This window comes from Bradyrhizobium sp. 160 (assembly GCF_023073735.1).
Lineage (GTDB): Bacteria > Pseudomonadota > Alphaproteobacteria > Rhizobiales > Xanthobacteraceae > Bradyrhizobium.
In genome coordinates this window covers 497,475-519,112 of sequence record NZ_JADPKD010000008.1, presented here as the reverse complement: position 1 = coordinate 519,112, position 21,638 = coordinate 497,475, and the positions used below count along the sequence as shown (strand labels likewise).

Sequence of the window (21,638 nt, the reverse complement as noted above, 5' to 3'; positions counted from 1 at the left end):
TTTTCTGCCATCAGAAGCGATAACGCCCGCACGAGGCGGGCGCTATCGGTTCGTCCGGTGAACGGCTGAACGATATCAGCCCTGATACTGGCCGGCGGCAACGCGCGGGATGTCCGAGCGATCGAGGCCGATGTCGGCCAGTTCGCGATCGCTGAGCTGAGACAGCTCGGCAACATTGCGCTGATAGTCCCGGAATGCCTGGATCATGCGGATGAGCGAGAGCAGCATTGGTAGTCTCCTGTAGTTCGATTCAGCCCTTGCCCGGGCCTCGTCGTTGAAATGAATATAGGTGAGAGTAGTGCAGTGCAAAAGTTCCGATGTTGCGATGCAGCTAGGCGATGAATGCATAGCAATAGTAACTGGCGATTAACCTGCGGGCTTCCGCGCTCCAATCCTGTCGTGAGGCAGATTCCGGTGAGTGAATGCCCGTTATTCACGAGGTACTATGGAATGCGCAGTTTAATGCATTGCGGAAATATGTTTCCACCCACCGATCCGCTAGCAGGCCTGCAGCATCTAGACTCAAGTTCGGCATGCGCTATTCGCATCCCTTCAGGAGATATAGGAGTGAATAAATATTCACGTTTTCCGACTGCGCTGCGATTCGTCCCGTTGCGGAGAGGGGACTGGACCGGCGGGGTGCATCTGAAAAGGTGATGCACGCCAAGGGGCATCCAGAGAAGGCCAGTCGCCGAGCGATGGGCCTCCTCGTTCCATCGCGGGGCTTACGGAGCGCGCGCGAGCTGGGTGGCGAAATAAGCCACGGTCTTGGAATAGACCTCACTCTTGTTCCACTGCTGGAGCACCGCGAAGTTCGGACTGCCCGGCTGCCAATCCTTGCCGCGCTGCCAGCCATAGCCGGCGAGATAATTGGCGGTGGAGGCGAGCACGTCGGGCACGTTGTGCAAGAGGTCGCGCTTGCCGTTCCCGTCGAAATCAACGGCGTACTTCACCCAGGACGACGGCATAAACTGGGTCTGGCCGAGCTCGCCCGCCCAGGCGCCCTTCATCTCGGCAGGAGCGAGATCGCCGCGCTCGACGATGCGCAGAGCATCCATCAGCTCGGCGCGAAACTGCTCGGAGCGCCGGCAATCATAGGCCAGCGTCGCCAGCGAGCGGATCGTGGCGAACTTGCCGGTGTTGACGCCGAAATCGGTCTCGAGGCCCCAGATCGCGACCAGCACCTCGCCCGGGACGCCGTAAGCCTGCTCGATGCGCGAGAGCACCGAGCCGTATTGCTTCATCATGTTGGAGCCGCGCTGCATGCGGGGCGGCACCATGCGGCCGGAAAACTCCTCAAAGGTCTGGCTGAAGACCTTTTGCGAACGGTCGCGATTGAGGACGCCCTGATCGAGCGTCACGCCCGCGAGTCCCGATGCAATGGCCTGTTGCGAGATGCCCTTGGCCGCAGCATCGGCTTTGAAGTCCGCAAGCCAGGCGTCGAAATTGCCGGAGCCGCAGGCAACAGCGGCGAGCACTGGCTGGGCTGACAGGATTGACGCGAAGAGGGCGAGGGCTGCGAGAGCGAGACGAGAAATCGTCGTGGTCATCAGATGAAATGGATTCCGTGAAGTGATCCGACCGGCGCGCATAATCTCGGTTGCAACCGCGGCCAAAGCAAGGCGTGTGACGGCGTGCGATCCTGCCCGGGCCGGGCAGGATCGCACGTCACGATGTCGTCAGGCGTCCGTCCTATTCCGCCAGGGGAAGAGGTTGGCGGGGAAATCGGCGGCGGGCTTGCGCGGACGATGCGGCGGAGGCGGCACAGGACGAGCGCCTGGATCGGACACGATCACCTTGCGGTAGAGGTGCCAGGTGGCATGGCCGAGCACCGGGATCACCACGGCGAGGCCGAGGAACGCCGGGATCGTTCCGAGCGCCAGCAGCACCGCCACGATTAAGCCCCAGGCTGCCATCGGCACCGGGTTCTTCGCAACGACGAGCAGCGAGGTGCTCATTGCCTCGAATGCTCCGGCATGGCGGTCGAGCATTAAGGGGAACGACACGGCACTGATGCAGAGCGCGGCGAGCGCGAATAGGAAGCCCGTGCCGCAGCCGACCACGATCAGCCACCAGCCCTGCCGCGTCGTCAGAACGCGCGTCAGGAAATCCGAGATACCGGTCACGCCCTCATAGCCGAATGCCGCAACGTAGATCGCCTGCGCGGTCGCGACCCAGGTCACGAACAGAGCGAGCAGCAACGTGCCGAGGCCGAGCATCGCACCGAACGACGGCGAGCGCAGCACCTCCATAGCATCCCAGGCGGTGGCCTCCTCATGGCGTTCGCGCCGGCTGGAGAGCTCGTAGAGACCGAGCGCCGCGAAGGGGCCGATCAATGCGAAACCCGCAGCCAGGGGAAACAGCAGCGGCAGCACCGAGTAGCCCATCACCACACGGGCGAGCACGAGGCCGAGCACCGGATAGATCACGCAGAGGATGATGGCGTGGCTCGGAATGGCCTTGAAATCCTCCCAGCCGCGCTTCAGCGCGTCGTGCAGGTCGGACAATTGGATGGTTCGGATCACCGGTCCAGCCGCTTCCGCGGTCCGGGCCGTGCCGGGGACATTGCCCTGGTAGAGTGTGGCCATGGTCGCTAGCTCCCTTGCCATACGGCCGATCTCGCGCCGGCAACGGCGCACGCGGCCGCTTGCTTGAACGATCGCGATTCCGACCAGACGCGAATTCCGGATGGCATCGCGAGCTGAACGGTAAGCGTACTCCCAATTGCGAGTCCTGTCCCTCACGCTTGGGTGAAATTCGATGACGCAGTGCAAACCTCGCCGATGTCATTCGGCCGTCATTTCGCCGCAGATAAGCTGATGCTGCGTGTTGGTTCGCACAACGTCGCGGGCGCAACGCAGGAACATCGTCTATAAGTGCCACTCAAGGCCCTTCCAACGGATCCTTTTCGGGGAGCAGACATGAGCATTTTCGGGAAAATCATGAGCGCGATCTTCGGCAGCCATCCGGCTGCTGCCGCGCCCGCCGGCAGCGCGCCCGCAGGGGCCGCGCCGGGCACATCGGCGCCGGCTGCCACGCCCATGGCGGCTGTCGACGTCGCCGCGGTCGTCGACAAGGCGGTGGCTGCGCACAAGGGCGAGAAGCTGGAATGGCGCACCTCCATCGTCGACCTCATGAAGGCGCTCGACATCGATTCCAGCCTCGCTGCGCGCAAGGATCTCGCCAAGGAGCTGGGCTACACCGGCGACATGAACGACTCCGCGAGCATGAACGTCTGGCTGCACAAGCAGGTGATGTCCAAGCTCGCCGCCAATGGCGGCAAGCTGCCGCCGGAGATCAAGCACTGACCGATCGCTCCGTCGTACCGCAAGGGCCCGCGATCTCGCGGGGCCCTTTTGGGTTCAGGCGAGGAGATCCGCATCTTCCGGATGCCTGTCGAGATAGTCGACAACGAAGCCGCAGCCGGCGATCACCTTCCTCCCGTCGCGGCGGATCAAGTCCAGCGCGCCCTCGACCAGCTCGGACCCAATACCGCGGCCACGGAGGGCGCGCGGCGTTTCGGTTGGGTGATGATCACGGCCGACGGCGTCAGCCGGTAATTGGCGAAGGCGATGTCGCCGCCGACATCGAGCTCGAAGCGGTTCTTGTCCTTGTTGTCGCGTACCGAAGCCGCCATGTGGGACCCTTCCATAGTGCAGATTGCGTCCCGATTTAGGAGGCTGACCCCGCCCTTGCCAAGGTGAGACCAAGCAGATTGCGGCAGGGGAGATATCTGCAATGCGCGTCCCTGCGGCCGCATTGCAGCATCGATGTCTCGCTCTGCGAGCATGATAAGCGGCCGCAAATAATCCTCGATATTGCTCTTGCAAGGTCCGCGGCGGTTCCCACGTCCCTGAGAGGACATACGCCCGAATGCGGCCGGCAGGTCGCGAGACATTCGGAGTGTCGTGATTGCCAGCCGCAGACGTATGCCTCGTTGTAGGAGGGTACGATGTCGGACTTTGGTTTCTTCAATACTCATCGAACATGGGAAGACTGGTGCGGGATGCTGCTCGGCGCGGTGATCGTGGCTTCGCCGTGGTTTCCGATCCAGGATCAAGCGATCGCCGGACACCAGACGATGATCCTGAATACGGTCGCAATCGGTCTGGTCGTGTTTGGCCTCAGCCAGCTCGAATATGTCGCCTTGCAGCGCTGGCAAGAGGTGATGACGATCCTGGTCGGACTGTGGCTCATCGCCTCGCCTTACGTCATCGGCTATTCCGGTGAAGGCTTTCTCCGCATCTATCACACGAGCCTGGGTGCGGTGGTGGTGCTGCTCGGCATACTCCAGCTGTGGCAGGACTGGGATCTGAATGACCAGGACATGCTCAAGCACGGACAATAGGCCGCAGATATCGGCAGGCCCGCCGGTTACGGACGGCGGGCCTCTGCCTTCAACTCGTGACGATGTCTGAATGATCCGAGCGCCTCTCGACCCATGAGGGCGGTTCGGTTCAATCCGTGGCTTTGGCGAGCCTGGACTCTTCGGGCTGCGGCTGCGAGCGGAGGCAACCTCGGCAGATGACCAGGGAGCGGTTGACCCTGGCGTCCTGCTCGGCGTCGCTGCCCTCCTGCGCCTGCCACCATTCCTTCGAATAGGGCTGAAGTCCGGCATGCGATCGGTCGTGTTGGGATCGGGCTGCGGTGCGCGTCGGTCCGGACGCTGCGTGCGGCCGGTTGGGATCCTCGCCGGCGCCATCCCAGGCATAGCGCGCGGGCTTGAAGGCGGGATCTGAGGTCAGATGCGCTTGCGGGGCCGCGGCACATCCGGCAAGCGCCAGCGTGAGCAGGAGGAAGGCGGGCGCTTTGAACATAATGCGATACTCTTTACGCGAGACCTGAGCGAGGTTGCGCTGATCATGTTTAAAATTCCCTGAACGGCTGCGGCTGCGACTGCGCCGGCGACAACGCGCATGCGTTATCTGATGCTCCTGCTTGCTGAGTTCGCCGCCGCCGCCCGCGCAGACGATGCAAAGCCGCTTGATCCGTCCGATTGTCCGCCGGGCGTGCAGAAGGCGCTGCGCTGCGCCAATGAGGACTGCGACAGCCAGGACGGCGGCGCCGTGACCTTAGTTTGCGTTCAGTGAGCCGTAGGGCAGGCGCGCGGCAGGCGGCCTTGCGGGGGCGCGTTCGATCGCGATAAATGGGCTGCGATGAGCGGGCAGATAACCTGCTGTCCGCACTCGAAGAGGAAGCCCGATGCAGCCCCTGCGCATGTCCCGCCGCGTCATGAATCTCGCTTACATGCTGACCCAGAATGCGCGACGGCATGGATCGCGACCTGGCTTTGTCTGGGGTGACAAGTCCTGGACCTGGCGCCAGATCGATGTGCAGGTCTCGGCGCTGGCGGCGGCGCTCGCCGCGCACGGTATTGCGAAGGGCGACCGCATCCTTGTCCATTCCAAGAATGGCGACGAGATGTTCTTTTCGATGTTCGCCGCGTTCCGGCTGGGTGCAGTCTGGGTCCCGACCAATTTCCGCCTGATGCCGGATGAGGTCAGCTATCTCGCTCAGGCCTCCGGGGCGAAGGCGTTCTTGTGCCATGTCGATTTTCCCGAACACGCGGCGGCAGTGAAGAGCGGCGCGCTGGAATTCACCTGGAGCATCGACGGCAAGGCCGCGTTCGGCGAGCGCTCGGTGGCGGACGCCATCGCCTCGCATACGGGCGCTGCCGTGGACAATGTCGCAGTCGAGCATGACGATCCCTGCTGGTTCTTCTTCACCTCCGGCACCACCGGGCGCTCCAAGGCGGCGGTGCTGACCCACGGCCAGATGGGCTTTGTCGTCACCAACCATCTGGCCGATCTGACACCCGGTGTGACGGAAGAGGATGCCTCGCTGGTGGTGGCGCCATTGTCGCACGGTGCAGGCGTGCATCAGTTGATGCAGACCGCACGCGGCGCGCGTACCGTGCTGCTGCCGACCGAGAAATTCGACATCAACGAGGCGTTTCGCCTCATCGAGGCGCAGCGCGTCAGCAATCTGTTCACGGTGCCGACCATCTTGAAGATGATGGTCGAGCACCCCGCGGCCGACAAATACGACCATTCCTCGCTTCGCCACGTGATCTATGCCGGCGCGCCGATGTATCGCGAGGATCAGAAGGCAGCGCTGAAGAAGCTCGGCAAGGTGATCGTGCAGTATTTTGGCCTTGGCGAGGTCACCGGCAACATTACCGTGCTGCCGGCCGCGTTGCACGAGTCCGAGGACGGCCCGCATGCGAAGATCGGCACCTGTGGCTTCGAGCGCACCGGCATGCAGGTCTCGATCCAGGACGATGAGGGCCGCGAGCTCGGAGCCAACCAGAGCGGCGAGATCTGTGTGATCGGCCCCGCGGTGTTCGCCGGCTACTACGATAATCCCGAAGCCAATGCGAAAGCGTTCCGCAACGGCTGGTTCCGCACCGGCGATCTCGGTCACATGGACGAGGAGGGTTTTGTCTACATCACGGGACGGGCTTCCGACATGTACATCTCCGGCGGCTCCAACATCTATCCACGGGAGATCGAGGAGAAGATTTTGACGCATCCGGCCGTCGGCGAGGTCGCCGTGCTCGGCGTGCCCGATCCGACCTGGGGAGAGGTCGGCGTTGCCGTCTGCGTCGCGCGCGAAGGCGAGAAGCCGGTGAGCGAAGCGGAGATGGCGGCATTTCTCTCGCCGATGGTGCCGCGCTACAAGATGCCGAAGCGGTTCTTTTTCTGGGAAGCGCTGCCGAAATCCGGCTACGGCAAGATTCCAAAACGCATGGTACGCGACGAGCTCGAGGCGCGAGGCCTGCTCGATCTCGACAAAACGAAGGCCAGCTGAGCGGGCGTCATGCGCAGCATCAAGCAGCCGGGCGCACCTCACGCAGAACGCATCCAATGGGTGGAGGCGAGGGGACGCGCCTTCGCCTTCACGCTTCAAGCCGGTCTGCCGCTGCTGGAAGCCGCGCGCCGCGGTTTTGCCGCGGAGGGTTTTGCCGGCGGCGTGCTCAATTTTGGTGCTGGCGCGCTTGGGCCGTTCGGCTATGTGATGCCGGCACTGTCGAAGACGGGCGACAATGCAGCGTTCTACAGCGATGCGTTTCGGCCCAAGGGCGTGACGCGCACGAAGCTCGGCAGCATGACGCTGGGTGTGCGGGAGGGCGCGCCGTTCTTTCATTGCCACGGGCTGTGGACGGAGGCCGATGGCCGCGCCAGCGGCGGCCACATGTTGCCCGACGAGACTGTTGTCGCCGAACCGTTCGCCGTCGAAGCCTTCGGTCTCGATGGTGCGATGTTCACGGCCGAGTCCGATCCAGAAACGAATTTCAAGCTGTTCGGGCCGGTGGCCGCTGAGAGCACCGGTGCGCAGGCCAAGAGCCGCGCCTTCGCGCTGCGGCTGCGGCCTAACCAGGATTTGGCCGGCTGCCTCGAAGCATTCTGTCGCGCGCACGGCATTGTGCGTGCGAAAATTCACGGTGGCGTCGGCTCGACCATCGGCGCGCGCTTCACCCATGGCGGCGTTACCGAGCCGTTTGCCACTGAGATGGCGATAACATGCGGCGCGATCGAGGCCGGTTCGTCCGGCGCGCTCGAAGCCGCCCTCGATGTCGCCCTGATCGACTACACCGGCGGCCTCGCCGAGGGCCGCTTGGTCCGCGGCGACAATCCCGTGCTGATGACCATGGAGCTGGTGCTGGAGCCGACGGGCTAATTGGGCTAAGGCACGACCGTAGCTTGCGACTGTCCGCAGATGCCACTTCCATGCAGTTTGTGTTCCTGATATGTTCCTTGAAGATTTCGGCGGGGACGGAGGGGGAGCATGAGCCGGACACGACGTCGACAGACCACACTGCGTGCGCCCTATCTCAGGCGTGTCTGGCTCGATCGCTCGCGGGTCGAGGACTGGGAGGCTTATCCGTTCTGCCTCCCCATCTTCAGGGATGAGTTCGATCACAGCTTCGAGTCCGCGGTCACGATCATCGTCGGCGAGAACGGCGCCGGAAAATCGACCATTCTTGAGGGCATCGCGGGGTTGGCCGGCTTTGCCAGCACGGGCGGCCGCAAGGGCTTTCAGGAGATAGACGGCGGCGGCATCGAAATCACTGGCGAAGAGCTGTCGTCTGCGTTGCGGGGCGCGTGGGTCCCGAAGGTGACCGACGGCTGGTTCTTCCGTGCCGAGACGTTCTTTTCGATTGCGCGCTACATGGACCGCTCGGCCGTGAGCGCCGCGCAAGCCATGGAGGGCGTGTTTGGTGCAAGCGTTCAGGAGGCGCCGGACTATCTCTCCTTTTCCCATGGCGAGGGCTTTTTGGTCTTCTTCGAGGAGCGCTGCCAGAAGCAGGGCATCTACATCTTCGACGAGCCGGAATCGGCGCTGTCGCCGGCGCGGCAGATGGATTTCCTCAAGCTCCTGCATCGGATGGATCTCTCCGGCAATTGTCAGGTGATCATGGCGACCCACGCACCATTGATGATGGCCTATCCGAATGCGCAGCTGCTGCGGCTGGGTAAATACGGCCTGGAGCCGGTTACGGTGGAGCAGACCGATTACCGGGTGATGCGTGAATTTTGCGCCGATCCGCGCGGCTTCGTGGAGGCCACGCTGGCGGAATGATTGACGGCAATCGTCACACCCACTCTCCCGGTCGTCATTTGCGAGGAAAGCGAAGCAATCCAGAGTCTTTCCAGGGTGACAGTTTGGATTGCCTGCATCCACCTTGGCCTTTTGGTTGCAAGCACAGGTTCACCTTCTCGCGGCACCTCGTGCCCGAGCTTGCGGTGGTCGTCGCCCTCGCAGATGCCGAGGGCGCAGGGAAGACCGGACGCCGGCTGGCGCCCGCGGTCCGCTGTGCGCAAATGCGCTGGAAACACATGCACAGCGGCATACAGGGCAGCCTGGACATCCCGGCCTTCCCTGCGCAATGGTTTGACGGCTTATGTCGTGCTCTCCTCGGGGAGCGATGCACTATTGCCCCCGTCGCCTTGCGGATGGCTGATGCCGCGGACCCGGTCGGGCTGCAGGCATCACCGCAACACTTGGCGCACAGACCCCGGGCGCCAGGACCACACGATTTTGCCGTACGCAGGCTGCACCCGTCGTATGCGCGCGGCATTCGCTCACGGAGTGACCCGCCCTGCAAACCATCTGCGCGCGGCGCTGCCCGCGTCCACCACGTCCCATCCCGCGTTCGTGACGATCGCGATCCGCCCCTCGGCCCGGGTTGGGGTGACCGAAACATGCGATAATTCCGAATTCTAGTAAAGCGAACTATTTTGAATGAACGCATTGACCTTGGCCTCGTGTGGTTGCCCGTCAGGCAACGCAAGGGATGGTGTGGATATTCGACACCACGCCCGCCACAAGCGCGCCACGAACACGTCTCCCCGCGGTCCAAAAATGCGCTACGATGACCTCAGCGCGCTCCAAGTCGCGCAGATTGATGAATGAGGAAACGACATGAGGATGACGATGGGAACGGCGATCGCCGGGGTGGTGGCGGGGATGGCTCTGACGGCGGCTCTTGAGCCGGTCTGGGCCCATGGGCCGACACGGCAGAAGGTGCGGGAATCCATCGAGATCAGCGCGCCGCCGGCCAAGGTCTGGGCGGCGATCGGCAATTTTCAGGACATGAGCTGGCTCCCGCCCGTCACCAAGACTGAGGGCCAGAAGGGCAACGAGATCGGCGCGACGCGGACGCTGACCCTAACCGGCGGCCCGACGGTCGAGGAGGAGCTCTACAAATACGAGCCCGACATGCTGAGCTATTCGTACCGGATCACCAAGGTCGACGTGAAGGTGCTGCCGGTGACCAATTATTCCTCGACCTTGACGGTGTCGCCTGCGCCGGATGGCAAGGCGAAGCTGGAATGGGCCGGCGCGTTCTATCGTGGCTATCCCAACAACGATCCGCCACCGGAGCTGAGCGACGAAGCTGCGGTGAAGGCGGTGAGCGGGCTGTACAGGGCCGGGCTCGAGTCGCTCAAGAAGAAGATCGAGAGCGGTAGCTGATGGTGCGAGCGCTGGTCCTGGCGGCCTTGGCCGCCAGCCTTTGCGGTGCCGGTCTCCCACGTGCGTCCGCCGACGAGGCGTTCGTCACCAACCAGCTCAGCGACGATCTGATGGTCGTGGACCTCGCCACTGCGCGCAGCGTTGCAACCATTCCGATCGGAGGCAAGCCGGCGGGCGTCGCCGTCAGCGCGGACGGACGTTTTGCCTATGTGACGAGCCCCGATGGCAAGGCGGTGACGGTGGTGGACGCGGCCGCGCGCCAGGTTGCGGGGCGGATCGAGGTGGGCGGCGGGCCGCTCGGCATTGCCGTCGCGCCCGATGGCAAGACCGTCTATGTCGCCGACTGGTATGCCGCCGCGGTGCGGGTGATCGATACGGCTTCGCGCAGCGTCACGGCCAGCATCGCGCTCGGTGCCTCGCCATCGGGCCTTGCGGTGACGCCGGACGGCAAGCTGCTGCTCTCGGCAGACCGCGACGACGACAGCGTCTCTGTGGTGGACACGACGACGCGGCAGCGCAAAGCAATGATCAAGGTCAGCACGCGTCCTTTCGGCATCACCATCGACGCCGCGGGCAAGCGCGCCTACACCGCCAATGTCGGATCAGACGACGTCTCCGTGATCGACATCGCCGAAGGCCGCGAAATCGGCCGCGTGCCGGTCGGGATGCGGCCCTACGCGGTGGCGCTGACGCAAGGGCGCGGCTTCGTCACCGACCAGTATGGCGGCACCGTCAGCGTGTTCGATCTGGCGACTCTGAAGCCAATCAAGCGCATCAATGTCGGCGATTATCCCGAAGGCATTGCCGCGACCGCCGACGGCAAGCGCGTCATCGTCGCCTGCTGGGAGAGCAATACGCTCAACATCATCGATGCAACTGATCTGAAGGTGATCGGCGAGGTCAAGACCGGCGACGGCCCGCGGGCGTTCGGGGCGTTTTTGCGCAGGACGGAGTAGGGGATTGCGTAGGGTAGGTTACCCGGACCACGCCCGGGATGTCTCAACGAGTCATAATGGAAGGCGTAACCCGCCAAGCCGCGAGCAACGGAGAATCGGAAGACCACAGCAGTGGGTTACGCTTCGCTAACTACCCTACGAGTCCCGTGGGTCCCGCACAACACACCCACAATCTCGTCCATCTGCTCAAACACGTGGTCCGGCTTCAACGCCCGCAGCGCCGCGGGCGCCGCATAGCCCCAGCACACCGCGCCGCAGGCAATGCCGACGGCCCGTGCCGCCTCGATGTCGCGGACCTCGTCGCCGATGCCGATGACCTGGCTCGGCTCGACGCCCGCGCGCCCGATGACCCGGCGGAATTTCGCCGGCTTGCCGAACAGCGACGCCGAGCAGTCGAAATGCGAAAACAGCGTGGCGGCATCGCCGAGCTTCTCGCGCGCGTTGGCTTCGCTGTCGGACGTGACCAGCGCGAGCTGCACGCCGTTGTCGGCAAGCGTCTGCAGCATCGCCTCGACACCGGCAAACAGCGAAATCTCGCTAGCTGCCTCCGCCTTCAGCCGCCGCGCATGCCGCGCGATCGCCGGCAGCTTCCACAAGGGCACCTCGAGGTGGCTGAGGATCTCGCGGCTCGACGCATGCCGCAGCTTTTCGATGTCCTCATCCTTCACGCGGCGAAAGCCGAAGCGATCGGCGACGTCGTTGATGGTGCGCAGGAACCAGGGGAAGCTGTCGGCGAGCGTGCCGTCGAGATCGAAGATGGCGAGGGAGTAGGGCATTGATCTCGCTGAGCGCTTTGGTTCGCGGAGCCTTTAGTTCGAACGTGACGTTGCGGAAGAGATTTACGTCCATTTCACACAGCGCGGCCGTCACAAAGCGAGGACTTTGATCTTTGGGTTGGCAAGGTCTCGCTGTAGGACGCTAGCTTCGCTCGGGTGTTGGGAACAATTTGGTGGGCCTGGTGGCGTCCGCCGCAATGGCAGGGCGGCGCAAGCGCTCCCCCGCCCATTCTACGAAGGCCGCGCGCGCGGAGGAGTCACCAATGACTCGTGCCGGAATGAAAAACCCCTGTCTCGCACTGTACCAGAATGCGACCATGACTGGGCTATCTTGAATCGTCGCAATCTCGTCCCAAGACATCCGGCTCTCGGTGTTCGGACCTCTGTGGACGATCGAGAAGTCGTCAAAAATAACGTGCCACGTCTTCTGACTGAGACGATCCAACTCAAAGAGTTTCTCGAATATTTGGCGAGAAATCCAGCTCGAGACAAAATACATGTAGAGCTGTCCCACTACTAAGCACAGTGTCGCGGCAAACACGGCGGGCGGCGTCAGCAACTCCTGACGTAAGGCGATATAGCTTGCCACGATCATGAAGGCATAAACGGTCAACGCCAAGGTCATTTGGCTACGCCAATCGATGAGGGCCTTCAGGTTGGCTTTCGCAAGTCTTCTGAAGAATCTATCTTCTTCTCTAGAAATTATGAATTCGAAGCTAAAGCTGGATGAGTCGGTTGCATCGCTCAATCTAACCTCCTGCAGGCGAAATCAAAAAAGTATAGCATCAACCTTCAACTGAACCACAGATTGTTGGCCGAGGCGCCACTTGAGATGCGTGCTAACGAATGCGCGTCCGACTGGTCCGAGTCATTTCCGGGAAATTCGATCACGGCTGCGAGGCGGCGTCACTCCGCCGCCTCGCTCGTCCTCCCGCGCTTCGGCTTGCTTGCCTTCTTCAGCACCGGCTCCAGGAACTTGCCGGTATAGCTCCGCGGTGCCTTGGCGATGTCTTCCGGCGGGCCCCAGGCCACGATCTCGCCGCCGCCATCGCCGCCTTCGGGGCCGAGATCGATGACCCAGTCGGCGGTCTTGATGACCTCGAGATTGTGCTCGATGACGACGACGGTGTTGCCCTGTGCGACCAGCTCGTGCAGCACCTCCAGCAGCTTCTTGACATCATGGAAGTGCAGGCCGGTGGTGGGCTCGTCCAGGATGTAGAGCGTGCGCCCGGTGGCGCGCTTCGATAGCTCTTTTGCCAGCTTGACCCGCTGGGCTTCGCCGCCGGAGAGCGTGGTGGCCTGCTGGCCGACGTGGATGTAGTCTAGGCCGACGCGGTGCAGCGTGTTGAAGGTCTCGCGAACGCGCGGCACCGCCTTGAAGAACTCGGCGGCCTCCTCCACGGTCATGTCGAGCACGTCGGCGATGCTCTTGCCCTTGAACAGCACCTCCAGCGTCTCGCGATTGTAACGCTTGCCCTTGCAGACGTCGCAGGTGACGTAGACGTCGGGCAAAAAGTGCATCTCGATCTTGATGACGCCGTCGCCTTGGCAGGCCTCGCAGCGGCCGCCCTTGACGTTGAAGGAGAAGCGGCCGGGCTCGTAGCCGCGCGCCTTGGCCTCGGGCAGGCCGGCGAACCATTCGCGGATCGGCGTGAAGGCGCCGGTGTAGGTCGCGGGGTTGGAGCGTGGAGTGCGGCCGATCGGCGACTGGTCGATGTCGATGATCTTGTCGATGTGCTCGAGGCCTTCGATGCGATCGTGCGGCGCTGCGCCCTCGCTGGCATTGTTCAGCTTGCGGGCGATGGCGCGATAGAGCGTGTCGATCAGCAGCGTCGACTTGCCGCCGCCGGAGACGCCGGTCACGCAGGTGAACAGGCCGAGCGGAATCTCGGCAGTGACGTTCTTGAGATTATTGCCGCGCGCATTGACCACCTTGATGGTGCGGCGATGGTTCGGTGGGCGCCGCTCCGGCACCTCGACTTCGAGCTCGCCGGTCAGGTACTTGCCAGTCAGCGATTTCGGATTGCGCATGATCTCCGCGGGCGTGCCCTCGGCGACGATGTGGCCGCCGTGCATGCCGGCGCCGGGGCCGATGTCGAGCACGTAATCGGCAAGCCGGATCGCGTCCTCGTCATGCTCGACTACGACCACGGTGTTGCCGAGGTCGCGCAGGCGCTTGAGCGTATCGAGCAGACGGGCGTTGTCGCGCTGGTGCAGGCCGATCGAGGGCTCGTCGAGCACGTAGAGCACGCCGGTCAGGCCCGAGCCGATCTGCGAGGCCAGGCGGATGCGCTGGCTCTCGCCGCCGGACAGCGTGCCGGAGGATCGGGACAACGTGAGATAGTTGAGGCCGACGTCGAGCAGGAAGGTGAGGCGCTCGCGAATTTCTTTCAGGATGCGCCCGGCGATCTCGTTCTGCTGCGCGTTGAGCGCATCGGGCACGGTCTCGAACCATTCGCCGGCGCCCTTTACGGACAGCTCCGAGATCTCGCCGATATGCTTGCCGCCGATCTTGACGCAGAGCGCCTCGGGCTTGAGCCGAAACCCGTGGCACGCCTCGCAGGGGACGTCATGGAAATATTTCGCCAGCTCCTCGCGCGCCCACTCGCTCTCGGTCTCGCGATAGCGGCGGTTGATGTTGGTGATGACGCCCTCGAACGGTTTTTTGGTGTCGTAGGAGCGCACGCCGTCTTCATAGGAGAACTTGATCTCATCCTCGCCGGAGCCGTAGAGAAGCGCGTTTTGCGTCTTCTTGGGCAGATCCTTCCACTTGGTGTCGAGCGTGAACTTGTAGTGCTTGCCGAGCGCGTTCAGTGTCTGCACGTAGTAGGGCGATGATGACTTGGCCCAGGGCGCGATCGCACCCTTGCGCAACGTCAGATCCTTTTCGGGGATGACGAGATCCTCGTCGACATGCTGCTCGACGCCGAGCCCGCCGCAGGCGGGGCAGGCGCCGTAGGGATTGTTGAAGGAAAAGAGTCTCGGCTCGACCTCGGGGATGGTGAAGCCGGAGACCGGGCAGGCGAATTTTTCCGAGAACAGGATGCGCTCGGGCCCGCTCTTGTCGTGGATCTTCGCGGTCTTTTTTTTCTCTTCCGCGGGTGCGGCCGCCGGCGCGTCGGCGAATTCGACGACGGCAAGGCCTTCGGCGAGCTTCAGCGCGGTCTCAAAGCTCTCGGCGAGGCGCTGGCCGATGTCGGCGCGCACCACGATGCGGTCGACCACGACGTCGATGTCGTGCGGGAATTTCTTGTCGAGGGTCGGGGCCTCCGCCAGCTCGTAGAAGGTGCCGTCGATCTTGACGCGCTGAAAGCCCTTCTTGAGCCATTCGGCGAGCTCTTTGCGGTACTCGCCCTTGCGGCCGCGCACGACCGGGGCGAGCAGATAGAGGCGCGTGCCTTCCGGCAACGTCAGCACGCGGTCGACCATCTGCGACACGGTCTGGCTCTCGATCGGCAAGCCGGTGGCCGGCGAATAGGGCACGCCGACCCGCGCCCAGAGCAGGCGCATGTAGTCGTAGATCTCAGTGACGGTGCCGACCGTGGAGCGCGGATTCTTCGAGGTCGTCTTCTGCTCGATCGAGATGGCCGGCGATAGCCCGTCGATCTGATCGACGTCGGGCTTCTGCATCATCTCGAGGAATTGGCGCGCATAGGCCGACAGCGATTCGACGTAGCGGCGCTGGCCTTCGGCGTAGATGGTGTCGAAGGCCAGTGAGGATTTGCCGGAGCCCGACAGCCCCGTGAACACCACCAGCTTGTCGCGGGGAATCTCGACGTCGATGTTCTTGAGGTTGTGCTCGCGCGCGCCACGGATCGTAATCGCGCGCAGGCTTGAGCCCGCGTTCTGTTGTTGGCGCTTGGCCTTGATCACTTCGTCCATCCCGCTGATCCTCAAGGAATCCCAAAGACGCGCGATCACGCCAACGTAAAAGGCGCGCTTCGCCCGGAACCGGGATCGGCGCCGATGGGTATGTCAGCGAACGTAGGAAGAACGCGAGCGGATTTCCAGTGGCACGTGCGAATCGTCAACGGATTGTTGGTGCGCTGGCGGCATCTGGCAGCAGCAGGAGCGAGCGGAACTGCGCGGATCGAGCCGTAAAACAAAAAGGCCGGCGCGAGGCCGGCCTTTCGTGACGATGTGACCTCGGTAGTGATCAGTACTCAGCTCAGTACTTGGCGACCACCGGGCCCCCGAAGTGATAGTTCACGCCGACCTGCACGGTGTGGAAGTTGATCGTGCCGGAGGCCAGCGGAGCGCCAAGGTTAGAGAAGTAGTTCTCGCTGCCGAGGCTACGATAGAGGTACTCGCCCTTGACCGACCACTGCGGAGCGAAGAAAGCTTCGACGCCCGCACCGACGGTCCAGCCGGAATGCCACTTGCTGTCGGAGACGCTCACGCCGAGGGCGCTGACGGTGATCTTGTTGTCGATCCAGGCGTAGCCGCCGGTGCCGTAGAACAGGACGTTGTTGACGGCCCAGCCGATTCGGCCGCGCACAGTGCCGAGCGCATCGGTCTTGGAGGCGACAGTGATGCCAAGTGCGGTTGCCGAAGCGCTCACGTCAGCCCAGGCGCCATCCGCCTCGATACCGAACACGACGTTGCCGGTCTGCCAGTTGTAGCCGGCGGTGCCGCCGACGAAGCCACCCTGCATCCGCGGATCGGACGCGTTTTCCCAAGCGCCGCCGCCGACGACGCCGAGGTAGAAGCCGGTCCAGTTGTAGACGGCGGCCGGAGCGATCGGGGCCTTGGTGTAGGGGCGCGCTGCGAGGTCAGCGGCCGAAGCCGGAGCAGCGAGAGCGAACAAACAGGCCGAAGCCAACAAAACCTTTTTCATTTTTCAACTAATCCCAGTCCCAGTTTCTGTTGTTACCTTCCATGCCGAAGGCAGCGGACTCAACGGCCCAACTAATGCCGTGCTTACACCGCTAAAGCCGCAAGTTGTGTCTCCGAAAAGCCACAACAGCCACAAAACGTCTTGATCACTGACTTATCCGACCGTCTGCTTTGGATAAAACGAAAAAGGCCGGCACGAGGCCGGCCTTTAATCCTTGAACGAAATCAGAGCGATCAGTACCTCGCGACCAGCGGGCCACCAAAGCGGTAATTCAGCCGGACGAGACCGATGTCGACATCCTGGCCAATTCGGTCGCTCCCGAACACAACGCCCGCCGGCGTGGTAAAGCCGATCGTGCGGTGGCCGAGGAAAATGTGGTCGTATTCGACGCCGACCGACCAGTTTGGTGCGAATCCGAATTCCAGACCAGCACCCACCGTACCACCCCAGCGGGTTTCACGTGCCGATGCCAGCAGCGTGCCAGCGCCCGGGGTACCTGCGGCGGCATAGACGTCGTACTTGTCCCCGACCACAGCGGCGCCGCCCTTCACATAGAACAGCACATTGTTCCAGGCATAGCCGACCTGACCAGTGATCAGGCCAAAACTGTCGATGCGAGAGCGGTTACGATCCCCGGTGACCAAAGCGGTGCCAGGGAACAGGGTGCTCACGTTGTCGCCGGAAAAGTCAGCCCAGTTGCCCTGGCCCTCGAAGCCGAACACCCAATTGGTCGACTGCCAGCGATAGCCAATCTGGCCACCGACCGTGCCGCCCGTTGCGTTGTGGCAGCCTTCGCCAACCAGAGTGCCGGTAACAGGCGTCACGAAATCCCAGCACTTGTGGCTCGAACCACCGCCGCCGTTGATACCGATGTAGAAGCCGCTCCAGTCGTAGATTGCGGCAACGGCGGGAGCCGGAGCCTTGGTGTATGGGCGCGCAGCGAGATCTGCCGCGCTTGCGGGAGCCGAGAGGCCCAGCGCCATTGCACCGATTGCACTAAACAGAATCTTATTCATTGCAGTCTCCCCAGTTTCGACCGCTTCTCAAACTCCCCGAAGCGGCTAATGAAGGCGCGACGCCCATATGAACTAATTCCGAGGCAACCCTAGCTTACGAAACCGGCAAAGTCCGTCTCCGAAATGCCACACTCGCTGACCGAATGAGCCAAGCGCAACTTGATGAATGTTAAGCGGTTTCTGCCGTTCGCGGGAACCCAAAAAAGTTCCATCGAGCGACTGCCTTGATCACCACCATCGCGGCTCGAAGAGCCCGATGTCCGCCCCGATCGTCACAAAGAACAAATCTGGAACAAACCCAATGGCGGTGCTATATGTGGGGATAACCCGAGGGGTGATGGGCTGAGCGGCGCCCGCAAGCGTATAGGGTCGCCTCAACGGGCGGCGGAGGAACGCAGAGAGCGGACTCGGCCTTTGAAATTCAGTGGCATTGGAGTGGAGAGCGGCGATGGCGGGAAGCGTCAACAAGGTCATTCTGGTTGGAAATCTCGGCAAGGATCCCGAAATCCGCCGCACCCAGGACGGGCGACCGATCGCCAATTTGAGCATCGCCACCTCTGAGACCTGGCGCGACAAGAACACCGGCGAGCGCAAGGAAAAGACCGAATGGCATCGCGTCGTGATCTTCAATGAAGGGCTGTGCAAGGTCGCCGAGCAGTACCTGAAGAAGGGCGCGAAGGTCTACATCGAGGGCGCGCTCCAGACCCGCAAATGGACCGACCAGAGCGGCGTCGAGAAGTACTCGACCGAGGTCGTGCTCCAGGGCTTCAACTCGACCCTGACGATGCTCGACGGTCGCGGTGGCGGCGGAGGCGGCGGCAGCTTCGGCGACGAACCCAGCGGCGACTTCGGCTCGTCCGGTCCCGTAAGCAGCGCTCCGCGCCGTCCCGTTGCCGCTGGCGGTGGCCGCAACAGCGACATGGACGACGATATCCCGTTCTGAGAACCCGGATCACGCGGCCGAGGCGCATTGCCTGGTCGGGCTCCGCCTGGTGTGCCGTGTCAGCAATTCATGTTCATCGGCGGGGTGGGCTCGGATTTTCCGGGCCCGCTTCATGTTTGACGTGAGCTCGGATTGCGCCATGACAGATATTCTGACAGGGCACTCGCAGCGCGATCTTGAGGCGATGGAGGCCATTGCCGAAGGCCGCTTCCGCACCTGTCGGGAGCGGGGCTCGGAAGGGCTTAAGTTGTTGGAAAAATAGGCGGAAAAATCGCTTGCCCTGACCTTCGCGAGGGTAGTTATCGCGGCCCCGATGCGCTATATGATTCCCAGATAAACCTGACCGGATTTCCCCTTGGCTGACGACGAAAACAAGCCCGGCAACCAGCCGGCGCAACCCTCGGACATTCGCCCCGTCTCCATCCTCGACGAGATGAAGAAGTCCTACCTCGATTACGCCATGAGCGTGATCGTGTCGCGCGCGCTGCCCGACGCGCGCGACGGCCTGAAGCCGGTGCATCGCCGCATCCTGTTCTCGATGAACGAGGAAGGCTATACGCCGGACAAGAAGCACAAGAAGTCGGCCGGTATCGTCGGCGACGTCATGGGCCAATACCATCCGCATGGTGACCAGGCGATCTATGACGCGCTGGTGCGCATGGCGCAGCCTTTTTCGATGCGCGAATTGCTGGTGGACGGGCAGGGCAATTTCGGCTCGGTCGACGGCGATCCGCCGGCGGCGATGCGCTACACCGAGTCGCGCCTAACCAAGATCGCGCTGAAGCTGCTCGACGACATCGACAACGAGACCGTCGACTTTCAGGACAATTACGACGGCTCGAGCAAAGAACCGGTGGTTCTGCCGGCACGGTTCCCTAACCTGCTGGTCAACGGCGCCGGCGGCATCGCCGTCGGCATGGCCACCAACATTCCGCCGCACAATCTCGGCGAGGTCATCGACGCCTGCCTGGCGTTGATCGACAATCCTTCGCTGACCATCGACGAGCTCACCAACATCATCCCGGGCCCGGACTTCCCGACCGGCGGCATCATTCTCGGCCGCCAGGGCATCCGCAGCGCCTACCATCTCGGCCGCGGCTCCATCGTGATGCGTGGCAAGGTCACCTTCGAGACGATCCGGAAGGAGCGCGAGGCGATCGTCATCACCGAGATCCCGTATCAGGTGAATAAGGCGACGATGGTCGAGCGCATCGCCGAGCTCTACAAGGAAAAGAAGATCGAGGGCATCTCCGACCTGCGCGACGAGTCCGACCGTGATGGCTACCGCGTCGTCGTCGAGCTCAAGCGCGATGCCATGCCCGACGTGGTGCTGAATCAGCTCTACAAGTTCACGCCGCTCCAGACCAGCTTCGGCGTCAACGCCGTCGCGCTCGATTCCGGCCGTCCGCAAACGATGAACCTGAAGGACATGCTGACGATCTTCGTCGGCTTCCGGGAGCAGGTCGTCACGCGCCGGACCAAGTACAAGTTGCGCAAGGCGCGCGAGCGCGCGCATGAGCAGGTCGGCCTCGCCATCGCGGTCGCCAACATCGACGAGATCATCAAGGTGATCCGCACCTCGCCCACTCCGGCGGCTGCGCGCGACACCCTGATGACGCGAGACTGGCCGGCGCGCGACGTCGAGGACATCATTACGCTGATCGACGATCCGCGCCACCGCATCAACGAGGACGGCACCATCCGCCTGTCGCTGGATCAGGCCAAGGCCATTCTGGAATTGCGTCTGGCGCGGCTCACTGCGCTTGGCCGCGACGAGATTGGCGACGAGCTGTCAAAACTCGCCGGCGAGATCGGCGACTATCTGGAGATCCTGCGCTCGCGCGCCCGCATCCTCGACATCATCAGGACCGAGCTCGCCGAGGTGAAGGCCGAGTTCGCCACGCCGCGCCGCACCGTGATCATGGAGCAGGAAGGCGAGGTCGAGGATGAGGACCTGATCCAGCGCGAGGACATGGTCGTCACCGTCTCCCACGCCGGCTACGTCAAGCGCGTGCCGCTGTCGGCCTACCGGGCGCAGCGCCGCGGCGGCAAGGGCCGTGCCGGCATGCAGACCCGCGACGAGGATTTCGTCAGCCGCCTGTTCGTCGCCTCTACGCACACGCCGGTGCTGTTCTTCTCCTCACGCGGCCAGGTCTACAAGGAAAAGGTCTGGCGCCTGCCGATGGCTGCGCCGAACGCGCGCGGCAAGGCGCTGATCAACATCCTGCCGTTGGAGCAGGGCGAGCGCATCACCACCATCATGCCGCTGCCCGAGGATGAATCGACCTGGGGCAATCTCGACGTGATGTTCGCCACCACAGGTGGCAACGTCCGGCGCAACAAGCTGTCCGACTTCGTCGATGTCCGCCGCTCCGGCATCATCGCGATGAAGCTCGACGACAACGAGGCGATCGTCGACGTGCAGATCTGCACCGAGCACGACGACGTGCTGCTGACCGCCGCCGGCGGCCAGTGCATCCGCTTCCCCGTTACCGACGTGCGCGTGTTCACCGGGCGCACCTCGATGGGCGTGCGCGGTATTGCGCTTGGCGAGGGCGACAAGGTGATTTCGCTGGCGATCCTGCGCCATGTCGAGACCACATCGGACGAGCGCTCGGCGTACCTGAAGATGCGCCGTGCAGTCGCCGGCGAAGCCGCGACTGAGGAGACCGCCGCGGACGGAGAGGCCGAGGAGACCTCCGGCAGCTTCCAGCTTGCCCAGGAGCGTTACGCCGAGATGTCGGCGCAGGAGCAGGTCGTGCTCACCGTCTCGGTCAATGGCTACGGCAAGCGCACCTCGTCGTACGAGTACCGCACCACGGGACGGGGCGGCAAAGGCATCGTCGCCATGAGCGTCAACAACCGCAACGGCAACTTGGTTGCGTCCTTCCCCGTGGAGGATGCCGATCAGATCATGCTGGTCACCGACAAGGGTCAGCTGATCCGCTGCCCGGTCGAGGGCATCCGCATCGCCGGCCGCTCGACCCAGGGCGTGATAGTGTTCGACACCGCCGAGGACGAGCACGTCGTCTCGGTCGAGCACATCACGGAAGAGGCGGAGAGCAACGGCACGAATGGGGAATGACGGTTCTGAACAGCCGCCAATCGGCGCATTCCGCCTCCGTTCTTTGC

20 protein-coding genes and 1 pseudogene are annotated in these 21,638 nt (G+C 63.2%); 11 read left to right on the top strand and 10 right to left on the bottom strand.

Going from position 1 to position 21,638, the window contains the following annotated elements:
* Nucleotides 1-75: 75 nt before the first annotated feature.
* From IVA98_RS05230 to IVA98_RS05220, 3 genes are all read right to left on the bottom strand, one after another.
* Complete coding sequence (locus IVA98_RS05230) at nucleotides 76-228, bottom strand: DUF1127 domain-containing protein (protein WP_007590701.1); 153 nt, start codon at nucleotides 226-228, stop codon at nucleotides 76-78.
* 497 nt (nucleotides 229-725) lie between these two features.
* Entirely contained in the window at nucleotides 726-1,550 is an 825-nt protein-coding gene (locus tag IVA98_RS05225) for a lytic murein transglycosylase (RefSeq protein WP_247354368.1), read from the bottom strand.
* Nucleotides 1,551-1,679: 129 nt separating this feature from the next.
* Nucleotides 1,680-2,588: a DUF2189 domain-containing protein gene (locus tag IVA98_RS05220; protein WP_247295242.1), complete on the bottom strand. Its 909-nt coding sequence runs from the start codon at nucleotides 2,586-2,588 to the stop codon at nucleotides 1,680-1,682.
* A gap of 333 nt (nucleotides 2,589-2,921) precedes the next feature.
* On the opposite strand from IVA98_RS05220, the gene IVA98_RS05215 reads away from it, so the two are divergent.
* Nucleotides 2,922-3,308: a DUF3597 domain-containing protein gene (locus tag IVA98_RS05215; protein WP_247295238.1), complete on the top strand. Its 387-nt coding sequence runs from the start codon at nucleotides 2,922-2,924 to the stop codon at nucleotides 3,306-3,308.
* A 54-nt stretch (nucleotides 3,309-3,362) separates the two neighbouring features.
* Here the strand turns inward: IVA98_RS05215 and IVA98_RS05210 are convergent.
* Nucleotides 3,363-3,637, bottom strand: a pseudogene (locus IVA98_RS05210) (GNAT family N-acetyltransferase).
* A gap of 315 nt (nucleotides 3,638-3,952) precedes the next feature.
* Between IVA98_RS05210 and IVA98_RS05205 the strand changes: the two are divergent.
* Nucleotides 3,953-4,348, top strand: coding sequence for an SPW repeat protein (locus IVA98_RS05205; RefSeq protein ID WP_247276036.1), 396 nt, complete (start codon nucleotides 3,953-3,955; stop codon nucleotides 4,346-4,348).
* A 109-nt stretch (nucleotides 4,349-4,457) separates the two neighbouring features.
* Here IVA98_RS05205 and IVA98_RS05200 read toward each other — a convergent pair whose 3' ends face one another.
* The gene (locus IVA98_RS05200; RefSeq protein ID WP_247354367.1) at nucleotides 4,458-4,817 is read right to left on the bottom strand and encodes a hypothetical protein; all 360 of its coding nucleotides are present in this window, start codon (nucleotides 4,815-4,817) and stop codon (nucleotides 4,458-4,460) included.
* A 99-nt stretch (nucleotides 4,818-4,916) separates the two neighbouring features.
* Between IVA98_RS05200 and IVA98_RS05195 the strand changes: the two genes are divergently transcribed.
* The 6 genes from IVA98_RS05195 (at nucleotide 4,917) to IVA98_RS05170 (ending at nucleotide 10,934) form a co-directional block, all read left to right on the top strand.
* Nucleotides 4,917-5,090, top strand: coding sequence for a hypothetical protein (locus IVA98_RS05195; protein WP_247354366.1), 174 nt, complete (start codon nucleotides 4,917-4,919; stop codon nucleotides 5,088-5,090).
* A 112-nt stretch (nucleotides 5,091-5,202) separates the two neighbouring features.
* On the top strand, nucleotides 5,203-6,810 hold the full coding sequence (locus IVA98_RS05190; RefSeq protein ID WP_247354365.1) for an acyl-CoA synthetase: 1,608 nt from the start codon (nucleotides 5,203-5,205) through the stop codon (nucleotides 6,808-6,810).
* Between the two features lie 9 nt (nucleotides 6,811-6,819).
* On the top strand, nucleotides 6,820-7,680 hold the full coding sequence (locus tag IVA98_RS05185) for a PCC domain-containing protein (RefSeq protein ID WP_247354364.1): 861 nt from the start codon (nucleotides 6,820-6,822) through the stop codon (nucleotides 7,678-7,680).
* A 108-nt stretch (nucleotides 7,681-7,788) separates the two neighbouring features.
* Nucleotides 7,789-8,583, top strand: a complete 795-nt coding sequence (locus IVA98_RS05180) for an AAA family ATPase (protein WP_247354363.1) — start codon at nucleotides 7,789-7,791, stop codon at nucleotides 8,581-8,583.
* A gap of 843 nt (nucleotides 8,584-9,426) precedes the next feature.
* Nucleotides 9,427-9,978, top strand: a complete 552-nt coding sequence (locus IVA98_RS05175) for an SRPBCC family protein (protein ID WP_247354362.1) — start codon at nucleotides 9,427-9,429, stop codon at nucleotides 9,976-9,978.
* A 2-nt stretch (nucleotides 9,979-9,980) separates the two neighbouring features.
* On the top strand, nucleotides 9,981-10,934 hold the full coding sequence (locus IVA98_RS05170) for a YVTN family beta-propeller repeat protein (protein WP_247354443.1): 954 nt from the start codon (nucleotides 9,981-9,983) through the stop codon (nucleotides 10,932-10,934).
* 116 nt (nucleotides 10,935-11,050) lie between these two features.
* On the opposite strand, the gene IVA98_RS05165 is transcribed toward IVA98_RS05170, so the two are convergent.
* The 5 genes from IVA98_RS05165 to IVA98_RS05145 all read right to left on the bottom strand — a co-directional run bounded on the left by IVA98_RS05165 (nucleotide 11,051) and on the right by IVA98_RS05145 (nucleotide 17,563).
* A complete protein-coding gene (locus tag IVA98_RS05165; protein ID WP_247354361.1) occupies nucleotides 11,051-11,710 on the bottom strand; it encodes an HAD family hydrolase in 660 nt (219 codons plus the stop codon).
* 142 nt (nucleotides 11,711-11,852) lie between these two features.
* Entirely contained in the window at nucleotides 11,853-12,458 is a 606-nt protein-coding gene (locus IVA98_RS05160; protein WP_247354360.1) for a hypothetical protein, read from the bottom strand.
* A gap of 158 nt (nucleotides 12,459-12,616) precedes the next feature.
* Nucleotides 12,617-15,592, bottom strand: coding sequence for an excinuclease ABC subunit UvrA (gene uvrA / locus IVA98_RS05155; protein ID WP_247354359.1), 2,976 nt, complete (start codon nucleotides 15,590-15,592; stop codon nucleotides 12,617-12,619).
* A 286-nt stretch (nucleotides 15,593-15,878) separates the two neighbouring features.
* Entirely contained in the window at nucleotides 15,879-16,547 is a 669-nt protein-coding gene (locus tag IVA98_RS05150; RefSeq protein WP_247279901.1) for an outer membrane protein, read from the bottom strand.
* Nucleotides 16,548-16,780: 233 nt separating this feature from the next.
* The gene (locus IVA98_RS05145; protein ID WP_247279900.1) at nucleotides 16,781-17,563 is read right to left on the bottom strand and encodes an outer membrane protein; all 783 of its coding nucleotides are present in this window, start codon (nucleotides 17,561-17,563) and stop codon (nucleotides 16,781-16,783) included.
* Between the two features lie 448 nt (nucleotides 17,564-18,011).
* Between IVA98_RS05145 and IVA98_RS05140 the strand changes: the two genes are divergently transcribed.
* The 3 genes from IVA98_RS05140 (at nucleotide 18,012) to gyrA (ending at nucleotide 21,591) form a co-directional block, all read left to right on the top strand.
* Nucleotides 18,012-18,506, top strand: coding sequence for a single-stranded DNA-binding protein (locus IVA98_RS05140; RefSeq protein WP_247295213.1), 495 nt, complete (start codon nucleotides 18,012-18,014; stop codon nucleotides 18,504-18,506).
* A 139-nt stretch (nucleotides 18,507-18,645) separates the two neighbouring features.
* Entirely contained in the window at nucleotides 18,646-18,768 is a 123-nt protein-coding gene (locus IVA98_RS36910; RefSeq protein WP_256466510.1) for a hypothetical protein, read from the top strand.
* Nucleotides 18,769-18,861: 93 nt separating this feature from the next.
* On the top strand, nucleotides 18,862-21,591 hold the full coding sequence (gene gyrA, locus IVA98_RS05135; RefSeq protein ID WP_247354358.1) for a DNA gyrase subunit A: 2,730 nt from the start codon (nucleotides 18,862-18,864) through the stop codon (nucleotides 21,589-21,591).
* The last annotated feature ends 47 nt before the right edge of the window (nucleotides 21,592-21,638 follow it).

Excerpts from the sequence above, each read along its gene's own strand:
- IVA98_RS05230 (WP_007590701.1), bottom strand. The coding sequence starts at position 228 with ATGCTGCTCTCGCTCATCCGCATGATCCAGGCATTCCGGGACTATCAG.
- IVA98_RS05225 (WP_247354368.1), bottom strand. The coding sequence starts at position 1,550 with ATGACCACGACGATTTCTCGTCTCGCTCTCGCAGCCCTCGCCCTCTTC.
- IVA98_RS05220 (WP_247295242.1), bottom strand. The coding sequence starts at position 2,588 with ATGGCCACACTCTACCAGGGCAATGTCCCCGGCACGGCCCGGACCGCG.
- IVA98_RS05215 (WP_247295238.1), top strand. The coding sequence starts at position 2,922 with ATGAGCATTTTCGGGAAAATCATGAGCGCGATCTTCGGCAGCCATCCG.
- IVA98_RS05205 (WP_247276036.1), top strand. The coding sequence starts at position 3,953 with ATGTCGGACTTTGGTTTCTTCAATACTCATCGAACATGGGAAGACTGG.
- IVA98_RS05200 (WP_247354367.1), bottom strand. The coding sequence starts at position 4,817 with ATGTTCAAAGCGCCCGCCTTCCTCCTGCTCACGCTGGCGCTTGCCGGA.
- IVA98_RS05195 (WP_247354366.1), top strand. The coding sequence starts at position 4,917 with ATGCGTTATCTGATGCTCCTGCTTGCTGAGTTCGCCGCCGCCGCCCGC.
- IVA98_RS05190 (WP_247354365.1), top strand. The coding sequence starts at position 5,203 with ATGCAGCCCCTGCGCATGTCCCGCCGCGTCATGAATCTCGCTTACATG.
- IVA98_RS05185 (WP_247354364.1), top strand. The coding sequence starts at position 6,820 with ATGCGCAGCATCAAGCAGCCGGGCGCACCTCACGCAGAACGCATCCAA.
- IVA98_RS05180 (WP_247354363.1), top strand. The coding sequence starts at position 7,789 with ATGAGCCGGACACGACGTCGACAGACCACACTGCGTGCGCCCTATCTC.
- IVA98_RS05175 (WP_247354362.1), top strand. The coding sequence starts at position 9,427 with ATGAGGATGACGATGGGAACGGCGATCGCCGGGGTGGTGGCGGGGATG.
- IVA98_RS05165 (WP_247354361.1), bottom strand. The coding sequence starts at position 11,710 with ATGCCCTACTCCCTCGCCATCTTCGATCTCGACGGCACGCTCGCCGAC.
- uvrA (WP_247354359.1), bottom strand. The coding sequence starts at position 15,592 with ATGGACGAAGTGATCAAGGCCAAGCGCCAACAACAGAACGCGGGCTCA.
- IVA98_RS05150 (WP_247279901.1), bottom strand. The coding sequence starts at position 16,547 with ATGAAAAAGGTTTTGTTGGCTTCGGCCTGTTTGTTCGCTCTCGCTGCT.
- IVA98_RS05145 (WP_247279900.1), bottom strand. The coding sequence starts at position 17,563 with ATGAATAAGATTCTGTTTAGTGCAATCGGTGCAATGGCGCTGGGCCTC.
- IVA98_RS05140 (WP_247295213.1), top strand. The coding sequence starts at position 18,012 with ATGGCGGGAAGCGTCAACAAGGTCATTCTGGTTGGAAATCTCGGCAAG.
- IVA98_RS36910 (WP_256466510.1), top strand. The coding sequence starts at position 18,646 with ATGACAGATATTCTGACAGGGCACTCGCAGCGCGATCTTGAGGCGATG.